Origin of the sequence: Paraburkholderia sabiae (assembly GCF_030412785.1) — a bacterium.
Lineage (GTDB): Bacteria > Pseudomonadota > Gammaproteobacteria > Burkholderiales > Burkholderiaceae > Paraburkholderia > Paraburkholderia sabiae.
Genome location: NZ_CP125295.1, coordinates 2,060,343 through 2,086,342, shown reverse-complemented (window position 1 = coordinate 2,086,342; position 26,000 = coordinate 2,060,343). Strand labels below are relative to the sequence as shown.

At 63.5% G+C, this 26,000-nt stretch carries 23 protein-coding genes; 11 read left to right on the top strand and 12 right to left on the bottom strand.

From position 1 onward, the window contains the following. The 4 genes from QEN71_RS09320 to QEN71_RS44675 all read right to left on the bottom strand — a co-directional run bounded on the left by QEN71_RS09320 (position 1) and on the right by QEN71_RS44675 (position 3,200). Positions 1 to 1,212 (bottom strand): MFS transporter, encoded by a 1,212-nt coding sequence (locus QEN71_RS09320; protein WP_201649327.1) that lies wholly within the window; start codon positions 1,210 to 1,212, stop codon positions 1 to 3. Between the two features lie 80 nt (positions 1,213 to 1,292). Next, a complete protein-coding gene (gene phaP, locus QEN71_RS09315; protein ID WP_201649328.1) occupies positions 1,293 to 1,814 on the bottom strand; it encodes a TIGR01841 family phasin in 522 nt (173 codons plus the stop codon). Between the two features lie 21 nt (positions 1,815 to 1,835). Continuing rightward, positions 1,836 to 2,591, bottom strand: a complete 756-nt coding sequence (locus tag QEN71_RS09310) for a sensor histidine kinase (protein WP_201649329.1) — start codon at positions 2,589 to 2,591, stop codon at positions 1,836 to 1,838. A 63-nt stretch (positions 2,592 to 2,654) separates the two neighbouring features. Continuing rightward, positions 2,655 to 3,200 (bottom strand): hypothetical protein, encoded by a 546-nt coding sequence (locus QEN71_RS44675; protein ID WP_307790961.1) that lies wholly within the window; start codon positions 3,198 to 3,200, stop codon positions 2,655 to 2,657. Positions 3,201 to 3,311: 111 nt separating this feature from the next. Between QEN71_RS44675 and QEN71_RS09300 the strand changes: the two genes are divergently transcribed. After that, entirely contained in the window at positions 3,312 to 4,364 is a 1,053-nt protein-coding gene (locus QEN71_RS09300; protein WP_201649330.1) for an AI-2E family transporter, read from the top strand. Between the two features lie 8 nt (positions 4,365 to 4,372). Here the strand turns inward: QEN71_RS09300 and QEN71_RS09295 are convergent, their stop codons facing one another. Beyond that, positions 4,373 to 6,391 carry a protein-L-isoaspartate(D-aspartate) O-methyltransferase gene (locus QEN71_RS09295; protein ID WP_201649331.1) on the bottom strand — a complete coding sequence of 673 codons (2,019 nt, stop codon included), beginning with the start codon at positions 6,389 to 6,391 and terminating at the stop codon, positions 4,373 to 4,375. 270 nt (positions 6,392 to 6,661) lie between these two features. Between QEN71_RS09295 and QEN71_RS09290 the strand changes: the two genes are divergently transcribed. The 3 genes from QEN71_RS09290 to QEN71_RS09280 are packed head-to-tail and all read left to right on the top strand — an operon-like array spanning position 6,662 to position 11,011. Then, the gene (locus tag QEN71_RS09290) at positions 6,662 to 7,834 is read left to right on the top strand and encodes an HlyD family secretion protein (RefSeq protein WP_201649332.1); all 1,173 of its coding nucleotides are present in this window, start codon (positions 6,662 to 6,664) and stop codon (positions 7,832 to 7,834) included. Then, positions 7,831 to 9,426 (top strand): DHA2 family efflux MFS transporter permease subunit, encoded by a 1,596-nt coding sequence (locus QEN71_RS09285; protein ID WP_201649333.1) that lies wholly within the window; start codon positions 7,831 to 7,833, stop codon positions 9,424 to 9,426. The genes QEN71_RS09290 and QEN71_RS09285 overlap by 4 nt, the downstream gene beginning before the upstream one ends. 1 nt (position 9,427) lies before the next feature. After that, positions 9,428 to 11,011, top strand: a complete 1,584-nt coding sequence (locus QEN71_RS09280; protein ID WP_201649334.1) for an efflux transporter outer membrane subunit — start codon at positions 9,428 to 9,430, stop codon at positions 11,009 to 11,011. A 15-nt stretch (positions 11,012 to 11,026) separates the two neighbouring features. Here QEN71_RS09280 and QEN71_RS09275 read toward each other — a convergent pair whose 3' ends face one another. After that, positions 11,027 to 11,197, bottom strand: a complete 171-nt coding sequence (locus QEN71_RS09275) for a hypothetical protein (protein ID WP_201649335.1) — start codon at positions 11,195 to 11,197, stop codon at positions 11,027 to 11,029. Between the two features lie 156 nt (positions 11,198 to 11,353). Between QEN71_RS09275 and QEN71_RS09270 the strand changes: the two genes are divergently transcribed. Then, positions 11,354 to 11,647, top strand: a complete 294-nt coding sequence (locus QEN71_RS09270) for a hypothetical protein (RefSeq protein ID WP_201649336.1) — start codon at positions 11,354 to 11,356, stop codon at positions 11,645 to 11,647. Positions 11,648 to 11,671: 24 nt separating this feature from the next. On the opposite strand, the gene QEN71_RS09265 is transcribed toward QEN71_RS09270, so the two are convergent. Both QEN71_RS09265 and QEN71_RS09260 read right to left on the bottom strand, forming a co-directional pair. After that, positions 11,672 to 14,383: an ATP-dependent Clp protease ATP-binding subunit gene (locus QEN71_RS09265; RefSeq protein ID WP_201649337.1), complete on the bottom strand. Its 2,712-nt coding sequence runs from the start codon at positions 14,381 to 14,383 to the stop codon at positions 11,672 to 11,674. Positions 14,384 to 14,494: 111 nt separating this feature from the next. Then, on the bottom strand, positions 14,495 to 15,049 hold the full coding sequence (locus tag QEN71_RS09260) for a hemerythrin domain-containing protein (RefSeq protein WP_201649338.1): 555 nt from the start codon (positions 15,047 to 15,049) through the stop codon (positions 14,495 to 14,497). A gap of 137 nt (positions 15,050 to 15,186) precedes the next feature. Between QEN71_RS09260 and QEN71_RS09255 the strand changes: the two genes are divergently transcribed. Both QEN71_RS09255 and QEN71_RS09250 read left to right on the top strand, forming a co-directional pair. After that, positions 15,187 to 15,372, top strand: coding sequence for a hypothetical protein (locus QEN71_RS09255; RefSeq protein ID WP_201649339.1), 186 nt, complete (start codon positions 15,187 to 15,189; stop codon positions 15,370 to 15,372). Positions 15,373 to 15,375: 3 nt separating this feature from the next. Beyond that, on the top strand, positions 15,376 to 15,498 hold the full coding sequence (locus tag QEN71_RS09250; protein ID WP_267909478.1) for a hypothetical protein: 123 nt from the start codon (positions 15,376 to 15,378) through the stop codon (positions 15,496 to 15,498). Between the two features lie 23 nt (positions 15,499 to 15,521). On the opposite strand, the gene QEN71_RS09245 is transcribed toward QEN71_RS09250, so the two are convergent. After that, positions 15,522 to 17,906 (bottom strand): phosphoketolase family protein, encoded by a 2,385-nt coding sequence (locus QEN71_RS09245; RefSeq protein WP_201649340.1) that lies wholly within the window; start codon positions 17,904 to 17,906, stop codon positions 15,522 to 15,524. 205 nt (positions 17,907 to 18,111) lie between these two features. Between QEN71_RS09245 and QEN71_RS09240 the strand changes: the two genes are divergently transcribed. Beyond that, positions 18,112 to 18,663, top strand: coding sequence for a DUF421 domain-containing protein (locus QEN71_RS09240; protein WP_201649341.1), 552 nt, complete (start codon positions 18,112 to 18,114; stop codon positions 18,661 to 18,663). A 111-nt stretch (positions 18,664 to 18,774) separates the two neighbouring features. Here the strand turns inward: QEN71_RS09240 and argG are convergent, their stop codons facing one another. Together argG and QEN71_RS09230 are read right to left on the bottom strand one after the other, a co-directional pair. Further along, positions 18,775 to 20,109 carry an argininosuccinate synthase gene (gene argG / locus QEN71_RS09235; RefSeq protein WP_201649342.1) on the bottom strand — a complete coding sequence of 445 codons (1,335 nt, stop codon included), beginning with the start codon at positions 20,107 to 20,109 and terminating at the stop codon, positions 18,775 to 18,777. 110 nt (positions 20,110 to 20,219) lie between these two features. Continuing rightward, positions 20,220 to 20,675 carry an ATPase gene (locus tag QEN71_RS09230; protein WP_201649343.1) on the bottom strand — a complete coding sequence of 152 codons (456 nt, stop codon included), beginning with the start codon at positions 20,673 to 20,675 and terminating at the stop codon, positions 20,220 to 20,222. A gap of 230 nt (positions 20,676 to 20,905) precedes the next feature. On the opposite strand from QEN71_RS09230, the gene QEN71_RS09225 reads away from it, so the two are divergent. Continuing rightward, on the top strand, positions 20,906 to 22,630 hold the full coding sequence (locus QEN71_RS09225; protein WP_201649344.1) for a SulP family inorganic anion transporter: 1,725 nt from the start codon (positions 20,906 to 20,908) through the stop codon (positions 22,628 to 22,630). Positions 22,631 to 22,653: 23 nt separating this feature from the next. On the opposite strand, the gene QEN71_RS09220 is transcribed toward QEN71_RS09225, so the two are convergent. Then, complete coding sequence (locus tag QEN71_RS09220; RefSeq protein ID WP_201649345.1) at positions 22,654 to 23,994, bottom strand: TAXI family TRAP transporter solute-binding subunit; 1,341 nt, start codon at positions 23,992 to 23,994, stop codon at positions 22,654 to 22,656. 184 nt (positions 23,995 to 24,178) lie between these two features. Here QEN71_RS09220 and QEN71_RS09215 point away from each other — a divergent pair, with 184 nt between their 5' ends. Next, positions 24,179 to 24,565 (top strand): response regulator transcription factor, encoded by a 387-nt coding sequence (locus QEN71_RS09215; RefSeq protein WP_201649346.1) that lies wholly within the window; start codon positions 24,179 to 24,181, stop codon positions 24,563 to 24,565. 134 nt (positions 24,566 to 24,699) lie between these two features. Next, positions 24,700 to 25,980 carry an efflux RND transporter periplasmic adaptor subunit gene (locus QEN71_RS09210; RefSeq protein WP_290468241.1) on the top strand — a complete coding sequence of 427 codons (1,281 nt, stop codon included), beginning with the start codon at positions 24,700 to 24,702 and terminating at the stop codon, positions 25,978 to 25,980. Positions 25,981 to 26,000 lie beyond the last annotated feature (20 nt).

Sequence of the window (26,000 nt, the reverse complement as noted above, 5' to 3'; positions counted from 1 at the left end):
TCAAGCCGCGCGCTGCATATGCCGGCCGCTGACCGTAAGCGCGATCAGCGCGAGCACGACGGACACCGCCGCGAACGTCACGTTGGCCCAAAGATGACCGACACTGCGCGACAGCAGCGCCACGCCGACGGCGGGAAGCGAGTTGCCCGTGTAGCAGCACAGCAGATACGCCGACAGCAGTTCGGCGCGCTGTCCGGCGGGTGCCATTCCGTTGACCTCTTGCAGGCTGCCGCGAAAGCCGAGCGCCGTTGCGATGCCGCACAACGCCGTGGCCGCGACGAGCCATGTCATCGATTGATCGATCTGCGCCCACAGCAGCAGTGCGAGACTCGGCGGCAACAGCCAGAGTCCCGTGGACATCGCGGCGCGCGCAGCAAGTGCACCTGTGACGAGCACCGTCACCGTGCTCACCGCAAACAGTTCGGCGACGACGGCCCCGCTCAGCGCGGGACTGTGCTGATGCATGCTGTTAGCGAGCAGATTGGGCAGCAGCGCTGCATAGAAGCCGAGCAGCGCGAAGGTCGCGAACGCGGTGACAGCGGGCGCGATGAAGGGAAACCAGAGGCGCGACGGCACGCCGATACGCGGCTCGATCGACAGATCGGCGAGTCGATGTTTCGGTTGATCGACGGTTTCACGCGCGAACACCGTCAGCGCCGCCGTGCCGACGATAACGAGCCCGTAGACGACGAACACGGTCCGCAACGGCCACGGCGCGAACTGCGCCAGCAGACCCGCCACCAATGCGCCCGCTGCGAGGCCAACAAGATTGACGGCTGCGGCGAGTCGGCTGGGCGCGGCCTTGTCGTTCGAGGGATGCAGCTCGGCGATCCATGCCGTCGCCGTCGCCGCGCCGACGCCGATCGCGAGACCGCTCGCCGCGCGCGCGACATACAGCCATGCAGGATGCGTGGCGAACAGAAACAGCAGCGTGCTGACGATCGCCACGGCCAGCACGAAAAGACTCACGAAGCGGCGCCCCGCCCGGTCGGACGCGCGGCCGAACGCGAACAGCGCGCCAAGATTGCCGATCACGTACGCGGCATAGATCAGCGTGACCGTGAGTTCGGACAGGCCGAATGCGCGCTGATAAAGCGGATAGAGCGGCGTAACGAGCGGGCTGCCCGCGTACAGCACGCCAAGCACGAGCGCCGACGTGACGAGCGATGCGCGCCCGCCGAGCCGCGCGCGCTGGCGCGAAGGCGGATGCATGCGTGTCTCCGTGGATTTCCTTCGGATTTCCTTCCAGAGGAGACAGCAAGCGTTATTCCGCGCGGTGCGCCGTCAGGATGTCACGATGAGCGCTTGGGCGTGGGCATCACGTCGAGCGCACGTCGCACGGATTTCGACGCGGCTGCATCGACGGACTCGTCGCCCGTTGCCCTCACGCGTTCCTGCAACGAGCCGAGCGTGGCGTCTGAAGGCATGCCCGCCAACTGCATCGGCAGCGGGAAGCGGAAGAAATTCCCGGCCATCGACTGGAACGCGCCGCCTGGCATTTCGCTCTGGTTTTGCAGCGCCGCCGTGAATTGCGACTGAAGTGCAGCCATCAGTTCCATCAATGCGCTGTTGTAGTTCTGCGCACCCTTCACGACCTGCTCGTTCAGATCGCGGCCTAGATCGACCAGCTGCTGCGGCTCCTTTTTCACGCATGCGTCGAGCGTGTGCTGCTGCAGCGTGTCGAAGGTCGACTTCGACAGTTCGAGGTTCAGCGACACGATCCTTTCCATGCTGTTCATCGTCAGATTCAGCATTCCGCATAGCGTGTCGAAACCGGACTGCCGCGCTGCCGTCAATTGATCGTCCTGCAACATGTTCGACTCTCCGTGAATGGTTCAGGCGCCAGATAGGGATGAAGGGGTTGATGTCCGTATCGGGGACGGCGCGACGGGCAGCCGCACGACGAACTCGGCGCCGCAACCGCGTCCTGCTGAAAACGCCGTGACGGAGCCGCCATATGCCGTCACGATTTCCCGGACGACCGCGAGTCCTACACCCATGCCCTGCTGTGCTTTCGATCTCGCATCGTCGGCTCGGGCGTAGCGCGTGAAAATCGCGCCGAGGTCTTCGGGCGCGATGCCGATGCCGTCGTCGCTCACACGCACGTAACAGTGGCGGCCCGCGCGGGCCGCGCAAATCCGCACGCTGCCTTGCGACGACGTGTACCTGAGCGCATTGATCAGCAAATTCACGAACACCTGACTGAGACGGCCGAATTCGCCGTGTATCCACAGCGCCTGGATCGGCACGTCGATGTGAACGGCGCGATGCTGCTGCACGTTCGCCTGAGCGACCTGCACGCTATGTTCGACGAGTTCGCAGATATCGACCATGCCATCCGTTTCGACGCGCTGCGCCGCGTTCGCACAGGCTACTTGCGGCGCGGACCATGCAAGGCGCGTCGCGAGCGCGGCGAGCAGATCGGCCTGGCGGGACAGCATGCGTCCATAACTCACGAGTTGCGGATCGTCGCCATACAACGAACCGAGCAGCCGCGCGACGACGGCCACCGGTGTAGCTGCATTGCGGATCTCGTGACCAATGGTCGCAAGATCGTCGCTTGCATCGATATGTTCTTTGACAGGGTTCACGGGCCGCCTTGCAGCAGTCGGATTCGTAACCGGGACGACTGTCCCGCCGGTTCGTCCGTTTCTTTATGACGGCAACTGTGTCTGCAGCGACAGTTCTGCATCGCTGGCATCGACCTTTAAGGTTGCGCTTGCCGTGCGTTTCAGGGAAACCGTTTTCCCCGCACGTGCAGGTGATTTTCCGCACGGCGGTTTCGGCATGGGCGCTTCGTCGACGAAGGCCGCGCCGCAGCGTATCGCGAACGCGACCGCCGACTGGCGATTCGCGAAATGCCCCAGATTGCCTAGCGATGTTGCTTCGCCGTCTTCTTCGATGATGGAAACATGCGCTACGAAAGTATTGCCGCTCTTTTCAACCGACGGCTCGATAGGTACGCCACGATGGTAAATGAGCACAACGCCTCCTGAATATGCTCGTGAATCCCTGAAGAGTGCCCTTAAAAACGACGCTGCGTCGCCGTCGATACGGGTGCGGCCATCGATGTATTCATGTACGGAAGTACGAAAGATGGCGCGTTGTGGCGATTGGATCTGTTGTGCGGCCCATTGTAGTCGACCGTAATTTGCATGGCATTGGCATGTTTGCGTCCGAAATGTGTGCTTTATGGACATCGCCGGTATACGGGACGCACAGCGGCGCGACGTGCAGGTTCGCACGCCCGCGCTTATTAATCACGCAAGGCAATAGAAGACCGGGCACGCGCTTCGCGCGGCATGTCCGTCATGAATCGCCCCTACCTTCACCAGAGCCCGCTGCTGGTTCTCCTGATCGTCGTCACGATCGCCTTCGGGTGGATCCTGCAGCCTCTCTTCGGAGCGTTGCTGTGGGGCACGACGTTGGCGCTGCTCGTGTATCCGCTGCATTACCGGCTGGCGGAGCGCATGGGCAAGCGCCGCAATGTGGCTGCGCTCATTACGCTTGTCGCGATCGTGCTGCTCGTGATCGTGCCGCTCGCGGCCCTTTCCGTCAGCGTCGTCAGTGAAATCAGCGCGGCGTATAGCCGGATGCGCAGCGGTGAAATCGATATCGGTCAGTATTTCCAGCACCTCGTTCACGCGCTGCCGCAGAGCGTGCGTCCCTTGCTCGAACACTACGGCTTGACGGATATCGCGTCCGCGCAGCAGCGTCTGCTCGATGCAGCCGGCGCACTGAGCCGTTATGCGGGCGAACAGGCGTTGTCCATCGGACAAAACACGCTGCAGTTCTTCGTCGAACTCGGCGTGATGCTGTATCTGATGTTCTTCCTGTTGCGCGACGGTCAGCAGATCGGCCGAAAGATCTGCAACGCGCTGCCGTTGCCCGACGAACAGAAGTCGCGCCTCGTGCACGAATTCATGATGACGTCACGCGCGACCGTCGTCACCAACGTCGTGGTCGCGGCGTTGCAAGGCGCATTGGGCGGCTTGATCTTCGCGTTGCTCGGCATCGAAGGCGCGCTGGTTTCGGGCGTGCTGATGGCGTTCTTCTCGCTGCTGCCGGCGCTCGGCGCAGCCATCGTGTGGATTCCCGTGGCGATCTATCTGCTGGCGACGGGCTCCATCTGGCGCGCCGCCGCGCTGGTCGTCTTCGGGCTCGTCGTTATCGGACTCATCGACAATCTGTTGCGGCCCATGCTGGTCGGCAAGGACACCCGCCTGCCCGACTGGCTCGTGCTCATTTCGACGCTGGGCGGCATGGCCGTGCTGGGTATCAGCGGCTTTGTCGTGGGGCCGATCATCGCGGCGATGTTCATTGCCGCATGGGACCTCCACTCGACGAACGACGACGCGCCCTAGCGCGCATCTCAGACGCCGAACGGATACAGATCGGGCGCACGCTCGGTGGCGCGCGTCGCGAGCGCTTCGACGGCACGCGTCGTATCGAACCACACGAATGCGTCGAACTGTTCGGACAGGGACGCCTCGGCATAGTGACTGTGCAACTCCGTCTCAGGCCGGTAGATCACGCCGATGAAACGTTCGAGCCGCGCTTCGCGCAGCCGCTCGTGCAGTTGCGGATGAGCGCGCTGCGTCAGATCGAGCACGCAGCGCGTCTGGCCGGATGCATGGAACTGATGCTCGACGCTGTCGGGGCGGGACGGCCTGACGACCTTGATCTGCATCGGGCCATCCCAGTCGGACGCAGCCGCCACCGTGCCCGCATGCGTGCCGAAACCGACGAGCGCGGCCTCGTCGCCGAAGTGCTCGCGACACAGGCGGCCGACGTTCAGTTCGTCGCGCACGCGGCCCATTTCGGTTGCGGCGGCATCGCCGATATGCGAGTTGTGCGCCCACACGACGGCCTTGCTGTCCGCGCCACGGCAGTCGAGCAGATGCTCGAGCGTTTCGAACATATGCGTGTCGCGCAGATTCCAGCTGTCGGCCGAACTGCGGTACATCAAGCGGTAATAGCGTTCCGCCGATGCGACGAGCCGCGCGTTCTGCGTCGCGTCGAACCACATCTCGGCATCGTCGTGCGCATCGTCCAGACGCGTGCGCAACATCGCCTGCAATTGCTCGATGACCGCGCTTTCGCAGGTCTCGAATGCTTCCGCGTAGGCCGCTCGCCCATACATCTGCGGATCTTTCTGCCACGGCGTCAGGCACGCGTAACGCTCGCGCGCGACGCTCGCGGCATCGGGATCGGTGCGATCGAGATAATCGAGCACAGCCGCCACGGATGCGGAAAGACTGTACATATCGAGGCCATAAAACCCGCAGCGTTGCGACGTGTCGAGCGTTTCATTATGGCTGTGCAACCAGCCGATGAACGACGCGAATTCTTCGTTGCGCCACATCCACGCGGGAAAGCGCTGAAACGGAAACTGATCGCCGCGCGCGGGACGCAGCCGCGCGTAACGATCGACGACAGCGGCGTCCGGCCAGTCGGCTTCCGCCGCGACGATACGGAAGCCATGCCGTTCGACCAGACGCCGCGTGATCGCGGCGCGCGCATCGTAGAACTCGGACGTGCCGTGACTGCTTTCGCCCAGCAGGACCACACGTTTGTCGGCGAGAAAGTCGAATGCTTCGCCGAACTCGGGGTCGTCGATGGCCGGTAATGGCCGTGCGGCCGCCGCGATCAGACCGGCGAGCGGCTCGATACGCATGGCCGCCTTCACCGCATCGCGCGCAGCGCGCGGCATCGGCTTGTGGGCGTTCGCATCATCGTCCAGTTCGGGCCAGCCCTGCTCGCCGATCAACGGCACGAAATGGACGTCGCCGAGGTCTTCTTCGTCGAACTGCGTTGCGCTGACGCGTGTGACCTTGACGAGCCGCTGACGCTCGCGCTGCATGCCGATCGGCATCACCAGCCTGCCGCCTATCGCCAGCTGTTCGCGCCACGCGAGCGGCACGTCGGGCCCGCCCGCCGCCGCGACGATCGCATCGAAAGGCGCATGCGACGGCCAGCCGAGCGTGCCGTCGGCATCGTGCACCTCGACGTTCACGAAACCGTGCGCGGACAGCGTCGCCCGCGCCGATTCCGCCAGCAGCCCGACGCGCTCGATGCTGTCGACCTGCGCAGCCAGCCTCGCCGCGACGGCCGCCGCGTAACCGGAGCCCGTGCCGATATCGAGCACGCGGTCGTCGGGCGACAGCTCCAGCGCTTCCAGCATGCGAGCGACGATATAAGGCTGCGAAATCGTCTGACCGCCTTCGAGCGGCAATGGTGCGTCGGTGTAGGCGAATTCGGTGAGATCGTCCGGCACGAACACATGTCGCGGCACCGTGCGCATCGCTTCGATCACACGCGGATCGAGAATGCCGCGCGACGCAATCTGCGCGTCGACCATCTGCTCGCGCTCGATATCGTAGGTTTCCATATGAGGGAATGCGGTTGATGGAGTCGCCTATGTGGCGAGCATCGGCCATTCCTCGCTGGCAGCGACTCCGGCACGCCGCATGCTATCGATGAGAAGACGTTGCAGCCAGGCGTGCATGCATTTTCTTGTCGCGTCCCGCATGTCTCTCACGCGGCAAGTCCAGAAGTTGCTAACGCGAATCTAGACGACGGCACGATGCAGATCGTGCCGTTGCGTTGACTTTGTCCGATTCACCGTTCCGATTCATCGTTCCCTTTCGACGCGCATCTCATGTCCGCTCAATCCGGCTCCGCTGACCATCAATCCGAACAGCATCGATCCAACAGCGAAGCCGAAGGGCCGCAGAAGGACGGCAATGGCAAAAAAGATGACGGCAACGGCAACGGCGACAACACCGAACGCAAACGCCCCGGCAAGCTGCCGCTGATCATTCTCGCGGCTGTCGTGGTCGTGCTGCTGATCGTGGCCGCCGTGTGGTGGTTCGCGACGCGCAACCAGGTCAGCACCGACGACGCCTACACCGACGGCAACGCGATCACACTCGCGCCGAAGGTCTCGGGCTACGTAGTGAATCTCGCGATCGACGACAACGTATATGTTCACGCGGGCCAACTGCTGCTCGTGATCGACAAGCGCGATTACCAGGCGCAGGTCGATGCCGCACAGGCTCAGCTGGGGCTCGCGAAAGCACAGTTCGATGCCGCGCAGGTGCAGCTCGATATCGCGCGCGTGCGCTATCCCGCCGAGTACAAGCAGGCGAAAGCGCAGGTGTCGTCGGCGATGGCGAGCTTCAAACAGGCGCAGGCCGCATACGATCGCCAGCATGCCGTCGACCAGCGCGCCACGTCGCAGCAGAACGTCGATACCGCCGATGCGCAATGGCGCAGCGCGAGCGCCAACGTCACGCAGGCACAAGCACAGGCGCAGACAGCGAGCCTCGCGCCGCAGCAGATCCGGCAGGCACAGGCGGAACTCGAAGAGCGCCGCCGACAGGTCGAGCAGGCGCAGGCGCAACTGGAACAGGCGCAGCTGAATCTGTCCTACTGCGAAGTACGCGCGCCTTCCGACGGCTGGATCACGAAGCGCAATGTGCAGCTCGGCACGTTTCTGCAGGCAGGCGTGTCGCTCTTTTCGATCGTGACGCCGCGCGTCTGGGTCACCGCCAACTTCAAGGAATCGCAGCTGGAACGCATGCGTCCCGGCGACAAGGTGAAGATCGAAGTCGATGCGTATCCGAAGCTCGATCTGCAAGGTCACATCGACAGTTTTCAGCTGGGTTCGGGTTCGCGCTTCTCGGCCTTTCCCGCCGAAAACGCGACAGGTAATTTCGTCAAGATCGTGCAGCGCGTGCCCGTGAAGATCCTGATCGACAGTCCGATGCCGCAAGGCCAGCCGCCGCTCGGTCTCGGGCTTTCCGTTACGCCGAAGGTGTATCTGCAATGACGGACAACGCCTCGGCCAATAGCGGCGGCTCGCAAGCGAACTGGAAGCCCGCGGGCAATCCGTGGCTGATCGCGATCTGCGTCACGCTCGCGGCCTTCATGGAAGTGCTCGACACGACCATCGTCAACGTCGCGCTGCCGCACATCGCGGGCACGATGTCGGCGAGCTATGACGAAGCGACCTGGACGCTCACGTCGTATCTCGTCGCGAACGGCATCGTGCTGCCTATATCGGGCTTCTTCGGCCGTGTGCTCGGCCGCAAGCGCTATTTCCTGGTGTGCATCGTCGCGTTCACGGTGTTCTCGTTTCTGTGCGGCATCGCGACCAATCTCGGGCAACTGATCGTGTTCCGCGTGCTGCAAGGCTTTTTCGGCGGCGGGCTGCAGCCGAACCAGCAGTCGATCATTCTCGATACCTTTCCGCCCGAACAGCGCGGCCGCGCGTTCTCGATTTCGGCGGTGGCGATCGTCGTCGCGCCTGTGCTCGGGCCGACGCTCGGCGGCTGGATCACCGATAACTTCTCGTGGCGCTGGGTGTTTCTGCTCAACGTGCCCGTTGGCGTGCTGACGTCGCTCGCCGTGATGCAACTGGTCGAAGATCCGCCGTGGCGCGACAAGCCGGGCGAGAAAATTTCGGTCGACTACATCGGCATTACGCTGATCGCGATCGGCCTCGGCTGTCTGCAAGTGATGCTCGATCGCGGCGAAGACGACGACTGGTTCTCGTCGCCGCTCATCTGCACGTTCGCGGTGCTGGCCGTGGCGGGCATCGTCGGCGCGACGTTCTGGCTGCTCTATACAAAGAAGCCCGTCGTCGATCTCGCCTGTCTGAAGGACCGCAACTTCGCGCTGGGCTGCGTCTGCATCGCCGCGTTCGCGACCATTCTCTACGGCAGCGCCGTGCTCGTGCCGCAACTCGCGCAACAGCAGCTTGGTTATACGGCGATGCTCGCGGGCCTCGTGCTGTCGCCTGGCGCGCTGCTGATCACGATGGAGATTCCCATCATCAGCAAGCTGATGCCGCATATACAGACGCGCTTTCTCGTGATGACGGGCTTTATTCTGCTCGGCTGCGCGCTGGTCTATTCGCATACGCTCACGCCGGACGTCGACTACACGACGCTCGTCAAAATGCGCAGCTCGCAGTCGCTGGCCATTGGCTTCCTGTTCGTGCCGATCACGACGCTCGCCTATCTGACCGTGCCGCAGCGCCTGAACGACGACGCGTCCGCGCTCTTCACGATGTTCCGCAACGTGGCGGGATCGATCGGCATATCGCTTTCTACCGCGATGATCCGCGAGCGCGTGCAGGCGCGCATGGCGCATCTCAGCGAGCACATGACGCCGCTCTCGCAGAACTATAACGACGCGCTTCAGCAGAACGCGCACGCGATCACCGCATTGAACGGCGCGCCGATGGCGCAGGCGCTGCAATCCGCGACGGGCCGTTTGTACGAGACGTTCGTCTCGCAGTCGACGATCCTCGCGTACGTCGACGTGTTCGCGTTTCTCGCGATCTTCTGCTTTGCGTGCGCGCCGATAACGTTGCTCTTCTCGCCCGTGAAAGCGTCGGGCGGCGCGGGAGGACATTGAGATGCGTCCGCTACTTCGACGTTTGACGATGACATGCATGGCGGCGCTGGCGAGCGGATGCAGCGTCGGTCCGAATTTCAAGGCGCCCGATGCGAACGCGCCTGCCGCGTGGCACGACATCCAGCAAACGGCGTCACAACCCGACACCGCGCATCCGCCCACGTCCGTGCCGACCGTCGATTCCGATCCCGATCCGCGCTGGTGGCGCAGCTTTAACGACGCGACGCTCGAAAGCCTGATCGCGCGCGCCGTGCAAGGCAATCTGGAGTTGCAGCAGGCCGTGTGGCGCATCGTCGAAGCGCGCACGCAGGTTCAGGGCGCAGCCGCGCAAGGTCTGCCGAACGTCAGCGCAACGGCGAGCTACACGCGCGAGCAGCTCGGTGCGAAAGGCTTCCTCGAATCGCAAGGTGTGTACGACGACGTGAACCGGCTCGGCGCACCCGATTCGCCCGTCAACGGCATCGCGCCGGGCGCGGGGCCGCGCGTGCAGCAGGCGGCGACGAATGCGCTGAACAGCATCACCGAGCCGATCAGCTTGTGGCAAGTCGGATTCGACGCGTCATGGGAACTGGATCTGTTCGGCCGCGTGCGGCGCTCCGTCGAATCGGCGAATGCACAGGTGCAAGGCGCCGAAGAAAGCCGCAACGACGCCCTCGTGTCGCTCGAAGCGGAAGTCGCGCAGACCTATATCCAGTTGCGCGGCGCGCAGGCGCTGCGTGCCGTCACGACGAGTCTGATCGACGAACAGACGACGATCGTCACGTTGACGCAGAGCCAGGCGCGCGTGGGGCTCGCGAGCGAACTCGATGTGAAGAGCGCGAGCGCGCAACTCGCGCAGACGCGCGCGCTGTTGCCGCAATACGATCAGCAGGCGGAGCAGGCGATGAACGGGCTCGCGTATCTGGTCGGCGAAACGCCGGGCGCGCTCGATGCCGAACTCACGGCGCCGTCCGCGATTCCGCCCGGCCCTGCCGCGATTCCCGTCGGCCTGCCGTCGACGCTCGCGCGCCGTCGGCCCGACATTCGCCGCGCGGAAGCGGCGCTGCATTCGGCCACGGCGAATGTCGGCGTGGCCGTCGCGCAGTTCTTCCCCGACGTATCGCTGACCGGGCAGATCGGCACGCGCGCGAGCAATGCGCACGATCTGGCGCGCTGGTCGCATCTGTTCTGGTCGTTCGGCCCGTCCGTGTCGCTGCCTGTGTTCGAGGGCGGCGCGCTCGTGTCGAATCTGCATCTGTCGAAAGCGGAGCAACAGGTCGCCGCGCTCGATTACCGCAAGACCGTGCTCGGCGCGTTGCGCGATGTCGACAATGCGCTCGCCGTGTATCGCACCGATCAGGCGCATCGCGATGCACTCGCCGACGAGGTCGCCGCGCAACAGTCCGCGTTCGACCTCGCGCGCGACAGTTATCGCAAGGGCCTCGTGAGCTTCATCAATGTGCTCGACTCCGAGCGCCAGCTGTCACAGGCGCGGCAGCAGCACGAGCAGGCGACGATGCAGGTGTCGACCGATCTCGTCGCGCTGTACAAGGCGCTCGGCGGCGGCTGGCAGGAAGAAGCGGTCGGGAGTCTGCGACAACCTTGACGCTAGCGTTGAACGTTATTCTTCCTCGTCAGCGAGGTCGTCGGCGGGTTCGAGATCCTGCAGTTCGACCAGTTCGCCATCGACGACCATCTCGGCACCCGGCTCGATCGTTTCGCCCTGCACGGGATCGCCGTCGACAATCAGGCGAACGGGCGTATCGCCCTCATTGGCTACTCTCACTTTCATCGTCGTACTCCTTCAGGGTGTGTATGTCGGATTCGGCGTTCAGCACGCGATTTCCATCAGAGCCCGCAAAATTCCGGCCAGCCCTGTGCGCTATTTGCATAGGTAGAAGGAATGGACGTTGCTGACACGTTCATGTCGTTCAACGGAGCTTCGACAATGAAAACAGTCACACGTTACGTCTCTGCGGCATTGACGGCGGCAGCGCTCATCTGTGGCGTAGTCGCCTGCAAGAAGGTGGACGACAGCAGCAGCAACAGCATGGGATCGGGCAGCAGCGGCGTGATGAGCAACACGGCGGGCATGAGCGGCACGCCGGGTAAAAGCGCGGCCGCGCAGAGCGCCAGCGACAACGCATCCGGCTCGGTCGCGCCGTCGCCTTCGAGCGAAGCGCCCGTCGCGAACACGCCGGGATCGACGACGAGCGCCGCGTCTTCCGGCGCAAGCCAGTAAGAACTGACGCCGAAACGCAGCCGCCTACTTCACCGTATGCGGCTCGACGACGGGCTCCGGCTGCTTGCCGCCCGCGGCAGGCTCGAACGTGACGTGCCGCTGGTCGGCGTCGTATCGGCAAACGACGTGCATGCCTTCCTTCACGTCGCCGTTCAGCATCGCCTTGGCAAGCTGGTTTTCGATCTGCTGCTGGATCTGCCGACGCAATTCGCGCGCGCCGAACTCGGGACGATAGCCTTCCGTCGCGAGATGATCGACGATCGAATCGTCGAACGCGAGCACGATGTCCTGGCTGCTCGCAAGACGGCTCACGTGTTCGAGTTGCAGCCGCACGATATGCCGCGTCTCGTCGCGTCCGAGCGACTTGAAGAGAATGATGTCGTCGATCCGGTTGAGGAACTCGGGCCGGAAGTGCTGCCGCAGCACATTCATCACGCTGCCCTGCAAGCTCGCCGAACCTGCGTCGCTGAGAAAGCCCGGACCGGAACGGCTTTGCCCGGCGATCACATCGGCGCCTAGATTGCTCGTCGCGATGATCAGCGTATTGCTGAAATCGACCACGCGTCCCTTGCCGTCCGTCAGGCGGCCATCGTCGAAGACTTGCAGCAGCACGTTGTACACGTCGGGGTGCGCCTTCTCGATCTCGTCGAGCAGAATCACGCTATACGGTTTGCGTCGCACGCGCTCGGTCAGCTGGCCGCCCTCGTCGTAGCCGACATAGCCGGGCGGCGCGCCGATCAGCCGCGCCACCGTATGCCGCTCCATGTATTCGCTCATGTCGAAACGCAGCATCGCGTCTTCGTCGCCGAACACGACTTCGGCGAGCGCCTTCGCGAGTTCCGTCTTGCCGACGCCCGTCGGCCCGAGGAACAGAAACACGGCCGTCGGCCGATGACGCGCCTGCAAGCCCGCACGCGAACGACGCACGGCATCACTGACGGCGACAACAGCTTCGTCCTGGCCGATCACGCGGCGATGCAGCCGCTCTTCCATGTTGAGTAGCCGCTGCTTTTCTTCAGCCGTCAGTTGCGCGACAGGAATGCCCGTGAGCCGCGCGACGATCTCCGCAACATGCGTGACGGAAACGTGCGACGTGTTGGTGCCGACGCTCTTTTGCCACGCGGCCGTTTCGTCGTGCAGCGCCTGTTCCTTCGTCGCGATTTCTCCGTCGAGCGCATGCGCGCGGTCGAACTGCTTGCGCGACGCCGCATAGTCCTGCTCACGGCGCAGCTGTGTGATTTCCGCTTCGAGTTCGAGCACGGCGGCAGGCCGCGACGTCGACGAAAGATTCACGCGCGCGGCCGCCTGATCGATCAGATCGATGGCCTTGTCGGGCAGAAAACGCCCTGAAATATAGCGGTCCGACAATTCCGCCGCGCCGACGATCGCGTCGTCCTGAATCGTCACCTTGTGATGCGCTTCGAGCCTGTCGCGCAAGCCACGCAGAATGTTGATGGTCTGCACGACGCTCGGCTCGGCGATCAGAACCGGTTGAAAGCGCCGTTCGAGCGCGGCGTCTTTCTCGATGTACTTCTGGTATTCGTTGAGCGTCGTCGCGCCGATCAGGTTCAGTTCCCCGCGCGCCATCGCCGGCTTGAACACGTTTGCGATATCGAGCCCGCCTTCGTTGCCGCCCTGCCCCGCGCCGACGATCGTATGCACTTCGTCGACGAACAGCACCAGCGAGTCCTGATTCGCCAGCACTTCGTCGACCACCTGCTTGACGCGCTCTTCGAACTCGCCGCGATACTTCGCGCCCGCGACGATCGAGTTCACGTTCAGTTCGACGAGCCGCTTGTTACGCAGCGATTCGGGCACGTCGCCGTTCACCATCCGCTGCGCGAGACCTTCGACGACAGCCGTCTTGCCGACACCCGGCTCGCCGATCAGCACCGGGTTGTTCTTGCGCCGCCGCGCGAGCACTTCGACCATCGTTTCGATTTCGCTCGAACGGCCGATCACGGGATCGAGCCGGCCTTCGCGCGCGAGCGCCGTCAGATCGCGGCTGTGCTTGTCGAGATTCGGCGTGCGCGACGGCGGCGCGGGCACGGCGGCTTTTTCTTCCGTTCCCGCGGCGAGCAGCGTCTGACGCCGCAGCGCCTGCGACTGCACGCCGAGACGCGCGAGCAGTTGACCCGCGAAGCTCTCGGGCACTTCGGCGAGTCCGATCAGCAGATGCTCTGCGCCGACATAGCTATGTCCCAGTTGCCGCGACGCAATGAACGCGCGTTCGAGCGCGCTCTTCAGACGCGGCGACACGCCGATGCGGTCCTGTCCCGGCGGCGCCGCGCCTTCGCGTTTGACGGCGTTCGCGTCGATATACGCGCGCACGTCGGCCGCTTTCACGCCGAGCGATTCGAGGATCGCGGCGACATTGGCGTTATCGGCGAGCACGTAAAGCAGATGTTCCGTATCGACTTCGCGACGGCCCCACTGAATCGCGGCTTCGGCGGCGCGCTGCAGCATCTCGCGGGCAAGCTCGCTGAAATGCTGCTCGATGCTGACGGCTTCCGTGCCTTCGACGGGCTGCTGCTGCGATCCTTCGGGCAGTGGCGGCTCGCCGGATGCCTGCGCGCGAAACAGCGCCTCCAGCGGGGAAATCGACCGTTGATGCCGCGTGATCTGCGCGTAGTGAAAATCGCATACGTCCAGCACCTGGCGCTGGCCGTTCTGGAGGACCGCGAGCCGCACTGTCGCGGGCCTTACACCACAGATATCGCAAAGTAAGCGTGCCATTGTCGCGAGTCTCCACACATCTTCGAGGCAAGGGAAATCAGGCTAGCACGCGGCACGCCTGCGTGCAGTCGAGCGGCCGCCCGCTGCTTATTGACAAAACTAACGACGAAACTATCGGCGAAACGTGAGGCTACTGTCGCCCACGGGTCGACTGCCTGCTGCGGCGAGCTGCTTCAGCAAACGCTCTTTCTCCGCGACGATCTCTTCGCCTAGCCGCACGAGATCGACGCCGCTTTCGCGCAGTTCGGGAAAGAGGCTCGATTCCTCTTCGTCGATGTGATGGCGCACCATCTCCGACAACACCTTGAACGTCGCGTCGAAACCATGATCGCCGGGCTTCAACGTGTCGAACTTCTCGATCAGCATCTTCGCGATGTAGTGCTCGACGTACGCTTCGTCGACGTCGAGTTCATCGCTGGCACTTAATGCCTTGTGCGCGGCGGGATACAGAATCGCCTCTTCGATCATCGTGTGCACGGTCAGTACCTCGCATGCTTGGCGCACCAGCGTGCCTTTGGCTTCGAGATCGGAAGCGTTCGTTTTTTCGAAGTCGTCGAACAGCTGTTTCGCCACGCGATGGTCCGACTCGAGCACTTCGATCGCATCGAGCGCGGTGTTTTCGGTTGCGGCTTCGGCGGCCAGCGCCCTGTTTGCGTCTTCCGTCATGATCGCCTCCCGGAAAGTGTCAGCAGATCAAACAGCAAGCGGTATTCCGGGCGGATGTGCATATTGCATTCGTACGCGGGTATGGTGATTGCGCGAAAAAGATGCTGCAAAACCATTGCACGCATCGGAGGACGATCATGAAACAGAACCCTGCCCACGGCGACGAAAAACAGCACGAAAAGCAGCACGCCGGCGCATCCGCCGATACGCTGCAGCAAAGAAAGGACGAACTGGAAAAGCGCAAGCATCCGGCGTCGGAGAATGCGCTCGATTCGACGCAGGACAAGAACCCGGTGCCGGAAGGCACACGCCGCAAGGAGTAACGGATGCCGCTCAGTGACGAAGAACTCGCGCGGCTCGATTCGATCGCGCCGTTCCTGCAGAGCGAAGCGGGCACGCTTGCCGTGATGCTCGAAAGCGACGACGGCAGCGTCGCCGCGCGACGCTGACCGCTGCGCTCAACGACAACCGCTCAGCCCGTCCACGTCCACTCGCGGATCTGCTCGGAGTCGATGCCCTCGGTGTGCGCGTAGTCGAGGTGCTCGATGCGCTTGTCGCGCAGCCGTTCCTTCGCATGATCGCCGACGCCGCGTAGCGCCGGCACGCGATCGATTACATCGATCGCCAGCGAGAAGCGGTCGATGCCATTGATGATCGCCAGTTCGAGCGGCGTATTGATGTTGCCCTTCTCCGCATAGCCGTGCACGTGAATGTTCTCGTGATTCGTGCGGCGATATGTGAGCTTGTGGACCAGCGACGCATACGAGTGGAAGTTGAAGATCACCGGCTTGTCGGTCGTGAAAAGCGAATCGAAATCGCGCTTCGACAGGCCATGCGGATGATCGGAATCGGGCATCAGCCGGAACAGATCGACGACGTTCACGAAGCGGATCTTCAGATCGGGGAACAGCCCTTTGAGGATTTCGACGGCGGCGAGCGCTTCCATCGTCGGGATGTCGCCGGCGCTCGCCATCACGACGTCGGGCTCATGATCCTGATCCGTCGATGCCCAATCCCAGATGCCGATGCCCTTCGTGCAATGCGTAATCGCCGATTGCATGTCGAGATACTGCAGATGCGGCTGCTTGTCGGCGACGATCACGTTCACATAGTCGCGCGAACGCAGGCAATGATCGGCGACACTCAGCAGACAGTTCGCGTCGGGCGGCAAATAGATGCGCACGACATCGGGGCTCTTGTTCGTCACGACATCGAGAAAACCGGGGTCCTGATGCGTGAAGCCGTTGTGATCCTGCCGCCACACCAGCGACGTAATCAGCAGATTCAACGAAGGCACGGGCTGACGCCAGCGCAATTCGCGCTTCGCTTTCTCCAGCCATTTCGCGTGCTGGTTGAACATCGAATCGATCACATGCACGAACGCTTCGTAAGTCGCGAACAGGCCGTGGCGGCCCGTCAGCGTATAACCTTCGAGCCAGCCTTCCAGCGTGTGCTCGCTGAGCATTTCCATCACGCGGCCATCGGCGGAGAGATCGCCGCCGTCGCTGTCCGATTCCAGTATCTCGGCAAGCCACGTCTTCTGCGACGCTTCGTAGATCGCCGTGAGCTTGTTGCTGGACGTTTCGTCCGGACCGAACACGCGGAAGCTCGTCATGTTGCGACGCATGACGTCGCGCAGAAACTGGCCGAGCACGTCCGTGGGCGACACATAGCGCGTCGCGGGCGCTTCGACTTCCACCGCGTAATCGCCGAAGTCCGGAAGATCCAGCGCCTTGCACAATGCGCCGCCGTTCGCATGCGGATTCGCGCTGATACGCCGCGCGCCTTCGGGCGCGAGCGCGCGCAGCTCGGCGACGAGCCGTCCCGATTCGTCGAACAGTTCTTCCGGGCGATAGCTGCGCAGCCATTCCTCGACGAGCTTCAGACTCTTGTCGTTGCTCGCCGGGTCCGCGATCGGCACCTGATGCGCGCGCCACGATCCTTCCACCTTATGTCCGCCGAATTCGCGCGGGCCCGTCCAGCCCTTCGGCGTTCTCAGTACGATCATCGGCCAGCGCGGACGCTGCAAGTTGCCTTCGTCGCGTGCGCGTCGCTGTATCGCCTGAATTTCGTCGACGCATTGATCGAGCGTCGCCGCCATCTGCTGATGCATCGTGTCGGGATCGTCGCCTTCGACGAACCACGGCTGGTAGCCATAGCCCGTCATCAACGCTTCGAGCTCTTCATGCGGAATGCGCGCGAGGATCGTCGGATTCGCGATCTTGTAGCCGTTCAGATGCAGCACGGGCAGCACGGCGCCGTCGCGCGCAGGATTCAGGAATTTGTTCGAGTGCCACGATGTGGCGAGCGGCCCCGTTTCGGCCTCGCCATCGCCGATCATTGCGGCGACGATCAGATCGGGGTTGTCGAACGCCGCGCCATACGCATGCGACAGGCTGTAGCCGAGTTCGCCGCCTTCGTGAATCGAGCCCGGCGTTTCGGGCGTGCAATGCGAACCGATGCCGCCCGGAAACGAAAAGAGCCTGAAAAGACGCGCCATGCCCTCTTCCGTCTCGCCGCGATCGGGATAGATCTCCGAATAGCGCCCTTCCAGATAGCTATGCGCGAGCGTAGCGGGCGCGCCGTGTCCGGGCCCCGAGATGAAGATCACGTTCAGATCGCGCTGTTTGATGACGCGGTTCAGATGCACGAGCGTGAAGCTCTGCCCAGGATCCGAGCCCCAGTGTCCCAGCAGACGCCGCTTGATGTGATCGGCCACGAGCGGCTCGCGCAGCAGCGGATTCTCGCGCAGGTAAATCATGCCGGCGGACAGGTAATTGCAGGCCCGCCAGTAGCGGTCCATGTTGCGCAGTTCATCGGCTTGCAACGGCGTCCGTTGCTGGCGGGTGTCGTCCATTGAGCGTCTCCATGCAGGTGGTTTCGCGTCGCGCAGTGCCTCACTAATCATAGGAAATGCGCTGAGTATGTCCATTGCGAATGCACGCGTTTTTGTCGCAGGCGGCACAACGATTGCAGGGCTGTCATCTGCATGTCACGTGTGGGCACGTGCGCAGCAGTTCTGTCGCGTTCTGTCGCATGGACCCACGGCAAGGAGGCACATCATGGACCTGATCACGACCGTTTTCGGCGAAGGCAAGGATCTCACCGCCTTGCAGGCCGTCATGCGCGCGATCGTCGTATTCGTCGTGACGCTCGTTTGCATCCGCATTTCGGGGCGTCGGTCGTTCGGTCAGCGCTCGCCGTTCGACTATGTGGTCGCGATCCTGCTCGGCGCGACGCTGAGCCGCGTGATCGTCGGTGCGTCGCCCGTCGTGCCGACGCTCGCGGCTTCGCTCGTGATCGTGCTGATCCATCGCGCACTGGCGTGGTGCTGCGTGCGCTCGCCGTGGCTGGAATCGCTCGTGGTGGGCGTGGAACGGGAGGTGTATCGCGACGGACGGTTCGATAGCCGTCAGATGTCGGCCGCGCTGATCACGCGCACGGATATTGTCGAGGCGGCGCGACGCGAGTTCCATACGCGCGATCTGCACGACGTGCATGCGGCCATTCTCGAACGCAATGGACAGATGAGCCTGATTCGCAAGCGTCCGCGAAGGGATGAACGTGCATCGGCTGAAAGCGATGCCGATGGATACGCTCGCAAGGCAAGATGAAGCGCTGCCCGCGTCGGATGGAAGAGGAGAAGCGATAAGGCACGCAGAATGCAAAACGGAGCGCCTGAGCGCTCCGTTCCGACGACAACCTGTCTGGTGAGACGGGCTACGTTATTCCTTGTCGCCCTTGATCTGAGGCAGCGCCGACGCTTCGCCCGGTGCGAGCAGACCGACCTGCGAGTAGACGCGCAGCTTGTCGCGCGTGTCGGTGATGTCGAGGTTGCGCATCGTCAGCTGGCCGATACGGTCGCGCGGCGAGAACGTCGAAGCGACCTTCTCCATCGACAGACGCTCCGGCTGATACGTCAGGTTCGGCGACTTCGTGCTGAGGATCGAATAGTCGTTGCCGCGACGCAGCTCGACGGTCACTTCGCCCGTGATCGCGCGTGCGACCCAGCGTTGCGCCGTTTCGCGCAGCATGATGGCCTGCGGATCGAACCAGCGGCCCTGATACAGCAGACGGCCGAGGCGGCGGCCATTTTCGCGGTATTGCTCGATCGTGTCTTCGTTGTGAATGCCCGTGACGAGACGCTCATACGCGATATGCAGCAGCGCGAGACCCGGGGCTTCGTAGATGCCGCGGCTCTTCGCTTCGATGATGCGGTTTTCGATCTGGTCGCTCATGCCGAGGCCATGACGGCCGCCGATACGATTCGCTTCCAGCAGCAGTTCGACGGCGTTCGGGAAGGTCTTGCCGTTGAGAGCGACGGGCTGGCCTTCTTCGAAGCGGATCGTCACTTCTTCCTTCGCGACCTGCACGTCGTCGCGCCAGAACGCGACGCCCATGATCGGGTTAACGATCTTGATGCCGCTTTCGAGGCTTTCGAGATCCTTCGCTTCGTGCGTCGCGCCGAGCAGGTTCGAATCCGTCGAATAGGCCTTTTCCGCCGACATCTTGTAGCCGAAGCCCGCCTTCTGCATGAACTCCGACATTTCCGCGCGGCCGCCGAGTTCGTCGATGAACGTCTGGTCGAGCCACGGCTTGTAGATCTTCAGATCCGGATTCACGAGCAGACCGTAGCGGTAGAAGCGCTCGATGTCGTTGCCCTTGTACGTACTGCCGTCGCCCCAGATGTTGACGCCGTCTTCCTTCATCGCAGCGACGAGCATCGTGCCCGTCACGGCGCGGCCGATCGGCGTCGTATTGAAGTACGTGACACCTGCCGTCGAAATGTGGAACGCGCCGCATTGCAGCGCCGCGATGCCTTCCGCGACCAGCTGCGCGCGGCAGTCGATCAGGCGCGCACCTTCGGCGCCGTATTGCGTGGCGCGGCGCGGAATCGAGTCATAGTCGTCTTCGTCCGGCTGACCGAGGTTCGCCGTGTAGGCATACGGCACGGCGCCCTTCAGACGCATCCAGTGCAGCGCCGCGCTCGTGTCGAGGCCGCCAGAGAACGCAATACCGACCTTCTGGCCGGTCGGAAGACTTTCGAGGATTGTGCTCATAATCAGAACCGTTGAATCGACGTATGAAGGGAATAGGCGAAACTTTAACAGACCTGCCCGTCCGCGCCGCGGATTCCGGGGTCGCCGGGCGGGCGCGGCGGCGCGGCGCGTCAGGGTTCGGGGTGCAGCGGATCGTCCAGAATGGACTGCGGCACGGCATCGAGATCGGTGTCTTTCGCGTCCTCGAAACACTGCTCCGCGAGATCGATCATGCCCACGGCGGCGTCGATCAGCTCGTCGAGCCGCTCCAGCAGCGCGGCGCGGCTCTCGCCGCTGCCTGACGGTGCCGCCGCCCCGTCCAGCTCGGCGATCACCGATTCGGCCGTCTGCAGGTACGGAATCACCTCGTGATAGTTTTCGATCGACACCAGCGCATTGCTGCGCGCGCCGACCAGCAGGCTCCGGTAGTGATCCGCCAGCTCGGAGTCGCCGCCGATCCGGTGCAGCTTGTCCGCAATGCGTTGCAGGCAGGCCGGCACCTGCTCTTCGAGCGCGGCTGCGCGCTGCCGCAGGTCGGCGTATTCGGCGAGCAGCTGTGCCGGGTCGAACGAAGGTACGCTGTCCATCCTGAGAAGTGGGTTGTCTGCTGAACCCAGCATATTACTGCACGGCGCGGTGACGTCCGTGATTCGCGCGTCCCGTTCGCGATGGCCTAAACTACCCACAAGCGCACAAACACCGCAAATTGCACCATCCGTATCGCAGCGGACGACGCTTGCATCAGGCGTCCATCCACGCTGTCACACAGTCGAAAGCCGCTCCCCGTAGCCGGCTGACATACGGAGGCCTCGCGATAATGGGAAACGATGCACGGGCACACGCTGCCCCCCGCCAGTTCCGCATTCCCGTACTCGACTGGACGCACGGCTACCGCAAGGAATGGCTCAAGCCCGACGTCGTCGCCGGCGTGACGGCGGCCGCCGTCGTGCTGCCGAAAGCGCTCGCCTATGCGTCCGTGGCCGGACTTCCCGTCGAGGTCGGGCTCTATACGGCCTTCGTGCCGATGGTGATTTACGCCCTCTTCGGCACGTCGCGGCCGCTGAGCGTCAGCACCAGCGCGACGCTCGCGATCCTCACGGCCGCAGCGCTCGCGCAGGCCGCGCCGGGCGGCGACACGGCCACGCTGATGCGGGCGACGGCGATGCTCACGCTGCTGGTAGGCGGGATTCTCGCGCTCGCCGCGCTGCTGCGCCTCGGCTTCGTCGCAAACTTCATTTCCGATCCCGTACTGACAGGCTTCAAGGCGGGGATCGCCGTCGTCATCGTGCTCGATCAGTTGCCGAAGCTGCTCGGCATTCATCCCGAGAAGGGTTCGTTTTTTCATAACGTGGCGGCTGTGGCGATGGGCGTGCCGCATGCGTCGGGGTGGACGGTCGGAGTCGGCGTGACGACGATCGTCGTTCTCGTCGCGCTCGAACGTCTTTATCCGCGCGCGCCTGCGCCTCTCGTCGCCGTCGCGTGCGGCATCGGCGCTGTCGTGCTGCTCGGCCTGCCTGAGCGCGGCGTCGGCGTGGTCGGGCATATTCCGACGGGTCTGCCGTCTGTCGTGATGCCCGATTTATCGCTGGCCGGCGTGCTGTGGAAGGACGCCGTCGGCATCGCGCTGATGAGCTTCACGGAGACAATCGCGGCGGGACGCGCGTTCGCCGTCAGCGGCGAACCGACGCCGCAGCCGAACCGCGAACTGTTCGCGACGGGCCTCGGCAACGCGGCGGGCGCGCTGCTGGGTTCGATGCCCGCGGGCGGCGGCACCAGCCAGACGGCTGTCAACCGGCTTGCGGGTGCGCGTTCGCAAGGCGCGGAACTCGTCACGGCGACCGTCACGCTCGGCACGATGCTGCTGCTCGCGCCGCTGATCGGCCTGATGCCGCACGCGACGCTCGCAGCCGTCGTGATCGTGTATTCGATCGGCCTGTTCAGCCCCGCCGATTTCCGCGCGATCCTGCGCATTCGCCGCACGGAATTCGTGTGGGCGATCGTCGCGCTGGCGGGCGTCGTGCTGCTCGGGACGTTGCAGGGCATTCTCGTCGCGATCGTGGTGTCGCTGGTCGCGCTCGCGCATCAGGTCGCCGATCCGCCCGTCTATCTGCTGCGCCGCAAGCCCGGCACCAACGTGTTCCGGCCCGTCTCCGCCGAGCATCCCGACGACGAGTCGTTTCCCGGCCTGCTCGTGCTGCGCATCGAAGGGCGCGTGTTCTTTGCGAACGCCGGGCATATCGGCGAAAAGCTGCGTCCGCTGATCGACGACGCGCAGCCGCAGGTCGTCGTGCTGGATATGAGCGCCGTGTTCGATATCGAGTACACCGCACTCAAGATGCTGATCGAAGCCGAAAAGAAGCAGCGCGAACGCGGTGTCTTCATCTGGCTCGCGCATCTGAATCCGGGCGTGCTCGCCGCCGTGCAGCTGTCACCGCTTGGCGCGACGCTGGGCCGCGAGCGCATGTACTTCAATCTGGAGGAAGCGCTGGCCGCGTGGCAAGCGCTGCGTTCGCGCGATACGGCGAATCGCGCGCCGCGTTGAACCCGCGCTTCAGGATCCCTCACTCACTCACTCACGCCCGCCGCCGCCGTCGAGATGCGATGCCTCACCACGCTGATGGCCTGCTTCAGCGCGTAGACGTCGTGCAGATAACGCGTCGGCACGCGTATCTGGCTCGCCTGCGCGTCGATGTGTTCGATCTCGTCGCGCCAGCGCGAAACCTGTTCCGCCGATGGCCGTGTCGTCTTCCAGATCTCGTCTTCCAGCCTTTTCAGCGCGCGATATCCAGCGACGAAGCGCTTCTTGATGCGCGACTCCAGCATGCGCGGCAGCGCCTGCACCACACCGATCAGCACGGCCATGAACGGCAACAGGATCAACAGCCTCCGTTCGATGAAGCTCGCGAGCCAGAACGGCAAATAGCGCTGCAAAAAAGGACGTCCCGACTTGAAATAGCGCTCGCTCTCGCTGGCAACGGGAAATTCGTCGGTATTCAGATTCGGAAACGCGCCGAGCGGCGTGAAGTAGTCTTCGCCCGCATGCACGGTTTTCGCGGCGTCGAGCAGCAGATAGACGAGCGCCGGATGCAGCGTGTCCTTCGCGACGAGCAGCGCCGTCGCGGCCAGCAACGTGACATCCGTTTGCGGACTGTCGTTGACGATGCTCGTCGACGCGCGCGGAAACGTCACCTTTTTCAGCGACGGAAACTTCTGCACGAGCGCGTCGGCCTGCGCGAAGCTCATCAGTTTCAGGTCGCTGTTCAGGAGCATCTGCTGCATCGGCGCATCCGGTCTGCCGATGAAAAACGCCGCGTCGAGACAACCGTCTTCGAGGCAGCGCCACGCCTTCGGCGCGTCCATTTCGACGATTTGCGTGTTGTCGCCCGTAATGCCGCTGTAGTCCAGCAAGACACGCGACACTTCCCCCAACCCGCTGCCCGGTACGCCGACGCCGATCCGCTTGCCGCGCAGTTGCGCGAGCCGGTTGACGGTCGCCGTGTCGCGATAGAACACCCAGATCGGTTCATACGATACGGCGGCGATCGTCTGCAACTGATCGGTTTCCTGCGGCACGGTGGTGCCCGATTGAATGAAGCCGACCTGGTATTCGCTGGCGGGATCTTTCAGACGCTGATAGTTCTCGACCGAACCCGACGAACTGCGGATGTCGAGCGTCACGCCATCACGCTTGAGCAACGGCGCGTAGCGTTCGGCGAAGCCGCGATAGATGCCCTTGTCTGCGCCCGTCGTGATGACGATGCGGGTCTGGAAGGCCGGTTCGATCACCGTGTATAGCCCCCATCCGAGCACGATCAGCAGGACGACCGCGCCCACGCCGATCAGCCAGCGGCGGCCCGGCGTCATCGGTGTCTTCCGGCTGCGTTCGAGCTTGTGGTCCCTGGGCATCGCGTGGCCCTCTCTTCTGCGCGTATGAGACCAAAGTCCAATACCGCGCGTGCAAACGATTTCATATCCTAGGGTCTGCTTACCTGTGAAACGTAGTACATCGAGCGGCGCTGCGCATCGTGACCTGCGGTATGTCGCTGCCGTGCCTGGATCGGATGAATGAACGGGTTGCCGGAAGACATCGATGGATGCGGACAAACGCTTTGTTGCCGTAGTCGACGACGACACCTCCGTCTGTCGGGCAATCCAGCGGCTGCTGCGTTCCGTCGGCATCACGGCCGATGTCTTTCCGAGCGGCGACGAGTTTCTGTATGCGCTCGGCGCGACTCCTCACTACGATCCTGGCTGCGTGATCCTGGACATCCAGATGCCCGGAACCGACGGCGTCGAAGTGCAGCGCAGACTTCGCGGACGCAAGCTGCCCGCGATCTTCATCACCGCCTACGACGACGATGAGATGCGCGAGCAGGTCATGGCAGCGGGCGCGCAGGCGTACTTCAGCAAGCCGTTCGACGATGCCGTATTCATTCAGAGCGTATGTGTCGCATTAGGCGTTCAGCGTTCTGGTTAGCGTAATGCACGAATCTGGTGATTCCTATTGGACCAAAGTCCAATGGTGCGGACGCCCGTGATTGCCAGATACTCGTTGCGTGACGCAGACGACGCGGCTCACGCGCACGCAATCGCTTCAATGGGGAGGCGCTGATGGCGTCTTTGTCGAATCGCATATCGAACTTCAGCGGGTTGGCCACGGTAGAAGGACCGGCCCGGAATCGGCCGCAGAGAGCGCTCGCGCTGTGGCCATGCCTGTTGGCATTCGCCGCGCTCACCGCCTGCAAGAAAGCCCCCACCGAACCGCCACGCCCGACTGTCGAAGTGACCGTCGTCACCGTCGCGCAGAAAGAAACCCCCGTTGACTTCGAATTCACTGCGCAGACGCAGAGTTCGCGTGAGGTGGAGATTCGTGCGCGCGTCGACGGTTTTCTTGAGCGGCGGCTCTATGACGAAGGCGCGCTGGTCAAGGAAGGCCAGGTGCTGTTCGTGATGGACCGCAAGCCTTTCGAAGCCGCGCTTCAATCCGCCAAGGGCGCGCTCGCACAGCAGCAGGCACGCCTGCTCGTCACCAAGCAGAACCTCGCACGCGTGATTCCCCTTGCTGCGCAAAACGCATTGAGCAAGAAGGATCTCGACGACGCAACGGGCAACGAGAAACAGGCCGAAGCCGCTGTGATCGCCGCACAGGGTGAAGTGCGCACGGCCGAACTGAACCTGAGCTACTGCACGATCCGCTCGCCGCTCAAGGGTCTCTCCAGCTTCGCGCGTGTGCAGGACGGCAGCTATGTGACGCCGACACAATCCGGCCTGCTCACGTACGTCTACCAGCTCGATCCGATGTGGGTGAACTTCAGCATCTCCGAGAACGAACTGCTGCGCTACCGCGAACAGATCACCAAGGGCCTGCTGCGTTTCCCGCCTGATAACAAGTTCGACGTGACAGTGATCCAGGCCGACGGTTCCATCTATCCCGAGAAAGGCCGCATCGATTTCACGAACCCCGCGTTCAGCCAGCAGACGGGCACGTTCCTCGTGCGCGCGACGTTCTCCAATCCGAACGGCACGTTGCGCCCGGGGCAGTTCGTGCGTGCGAAGGTGTCGGGCGCGGTGCGGCCGAATGCGATTCTCGTGCCGCAGCGCGCGGTGCTGCAAGGCGCGAAGAGCCACTTCGTGTGGGTGCTCGACCAGGATTCGAAACCGCATCAGCGCGTGATCGATGTCGGCGACTGGCACGGCGACGACTGGTTTGTGAACGAAGGCCTGAAGGCGGGCGAACGCGTGGTGGTCGACGGCGCGATCCGCGTGTCGTCGGATGCGCAGATCAAGGTGGTCAGTGCGCCACCGGGTGGGACGCCTGCCGCACCCGCTTCGGCACCCGCGGCTTCGGCATCAGCGCCCGCCGCGACGCTCGCGCAGCGCGCCAGCCCATGACGATGCGAAGCCCCGACGAA

Excerpts from the sequence above, each read along its gene's own strand:
- QEN71_RS09260 (WP_201649338.1), bottom strand. The coding sequence starts at position 15,049 with ATGACGGAAGACGCAAACAGGGCGCTGGCCGCCGAAGCCGCAACCGAA.
- phaP (WP_201649328.1), bottom strand. The coding sequence starts at position 1,814 with ATGTTGCAGGACGATCAATTGACGGCAGCGCGGCAGTCCGGTTTCGAC.
- QEN71_RS09295 (WP_201649331.1), bottom strand. The coding sequence starts at position 6,391 with ATGGAAACCTACGATATCGAGCGCGAGCAGATGGTCGACGCGCAGATT.
- QEN71_RS09255 (WP_201649339.1), top strand. The coding sequence starts at position 15,187 with ATGAAACAGAACCCTGCCCACGGCGACGAAAAACAGCACGAAAAGCAG.
- QEN71_RS09210 (WP_290468241.1), top strand. The coding sequence starts at position 24,700 with ATGGCGTCTTTGTCGAATCGCATATCGAACTTCAGCGGGTTGGCCACG.
- QEN71_RS09230 (WP_201649343.1), bottom strand. The coding sequence starts at position 20,675 with ATGGACAGCGTACCTTCGTTCGACCCGGCACAGCTGCTCGCCGAATAC.
- QEN71_RS09220 (WP_201649345.1), bottom strand. The coding sequence starts at position 23,994 with ATGCCCAGGGACCACAAGCTCGAACGCAGCCGGAAGACACCGATGACG.
- QEN71_RS09270 (WP_201649336.1), top strand. The coding sequence starts at position 11,354 with ATGAAAACAGTCACACGTTACGTCTCTGCGGCATTGACGGCGGCAGCG.
- QEN71_RS09285 (WP_201649333.1), top strand. The coding sequence starts at position 7,831 with ATGACGGACAACGCCTCGGCCAATAGCGGCGGCTCGCAAGCGAACTGG.
- QEN71_RS44675 (WP_307790961.1), bottom strand. The coding sequence starts at position 3,200 with ATGTCCATAAAGCACACATTTCGGACGCAAACATGCCAATGCCATGCA.
- QEN71_RS09245 (WP_201649340.1), bottom strand. The coding sequence starts at position 17,906 with ATGGACGACACCCGCCAGCAACGGACGCCGTTGCAAGCCGATGAACTG.
- QEN71_RS09240 (WP_201649341.1), top strand. The coding sequence starts at position 18,112 with ATGGACCTGATCACGACCGTTTTCGGCGAAGGCAAGGATCTCACCGCC.
- QEN71_RS09265 (WP_201649337.1), bottom strand. The coding sequence starts at position 14,383 with ATGGCACGCTTACTTTGCGATATCTGTGGTGTAAGGCCCGCGACAGTG.
- QEN71_RS09300 (WP_201649330.1), top strand. The coding sequence starts at position 3,312 with ATGAATCGCCCCTACCTTCACCAGAGCCCGCTGCTGGTTCTCCTGATC.
- QEN71_RS09275 (WP_201649335.1), bottom strand. The coding sequence starts at position 11,197 with ATGAAAGTGAGAGTAGCCAATGAGGGCGATACGCCCGTTCGCCTGATT.
- QEN71_RS09320 (WP_201649327.1), bottom strand. The coding sequence starts at position 1,212 with ATGCATCCGCCTTCGCGCCAGCGCGCGCGGCTCGGCGGGCGCGCATCG.
- QEN71_RS09280 (WP_201649334.1), top strand. The coding sequence starts at position 9,428 with ATGCGTCCGCTACTTCGACGTTTGACGATGACATGCATGGCGGCGCTG.
- argG (WP_201649342.1), bottom strand. The coding sequence starts at position 20,109 with ATGAGCACAATCCTCGAAAGTCTTCCGACCGGCCAGAAGGTCGGTATT.
- QEN71_RS09250 (WP_267909478.1), top strand. The coding sequence starts at position 15,376 with ATGCCGCTCAGTGACGAAGAACTCGCGCGGCTCGATTCGATCGCGCCG.
- QEN71_RS09290 (WP_201649332.1), top strand. The coding sequence starts at position 6,662 with ATGTCCGCTCAATCCGGCTCCGCTGACCATCAATCCGAACAGCATCGA.
- QEN71_RS09215 (WP_201649346.1), top strand. The coding sequence starts at position 24,179 with ATGGATGCGGACAAACGCTTTGTTGCCGTAGTCGACGACGACACCTCC.
- QEN71_RS09225 (WP_201649344.1), top strand. The coding sequence starts at position 20,906 with ATGGGAAACGATGCACGGGCACACGCTGCCCCCCGCCAGTTCCGCATT.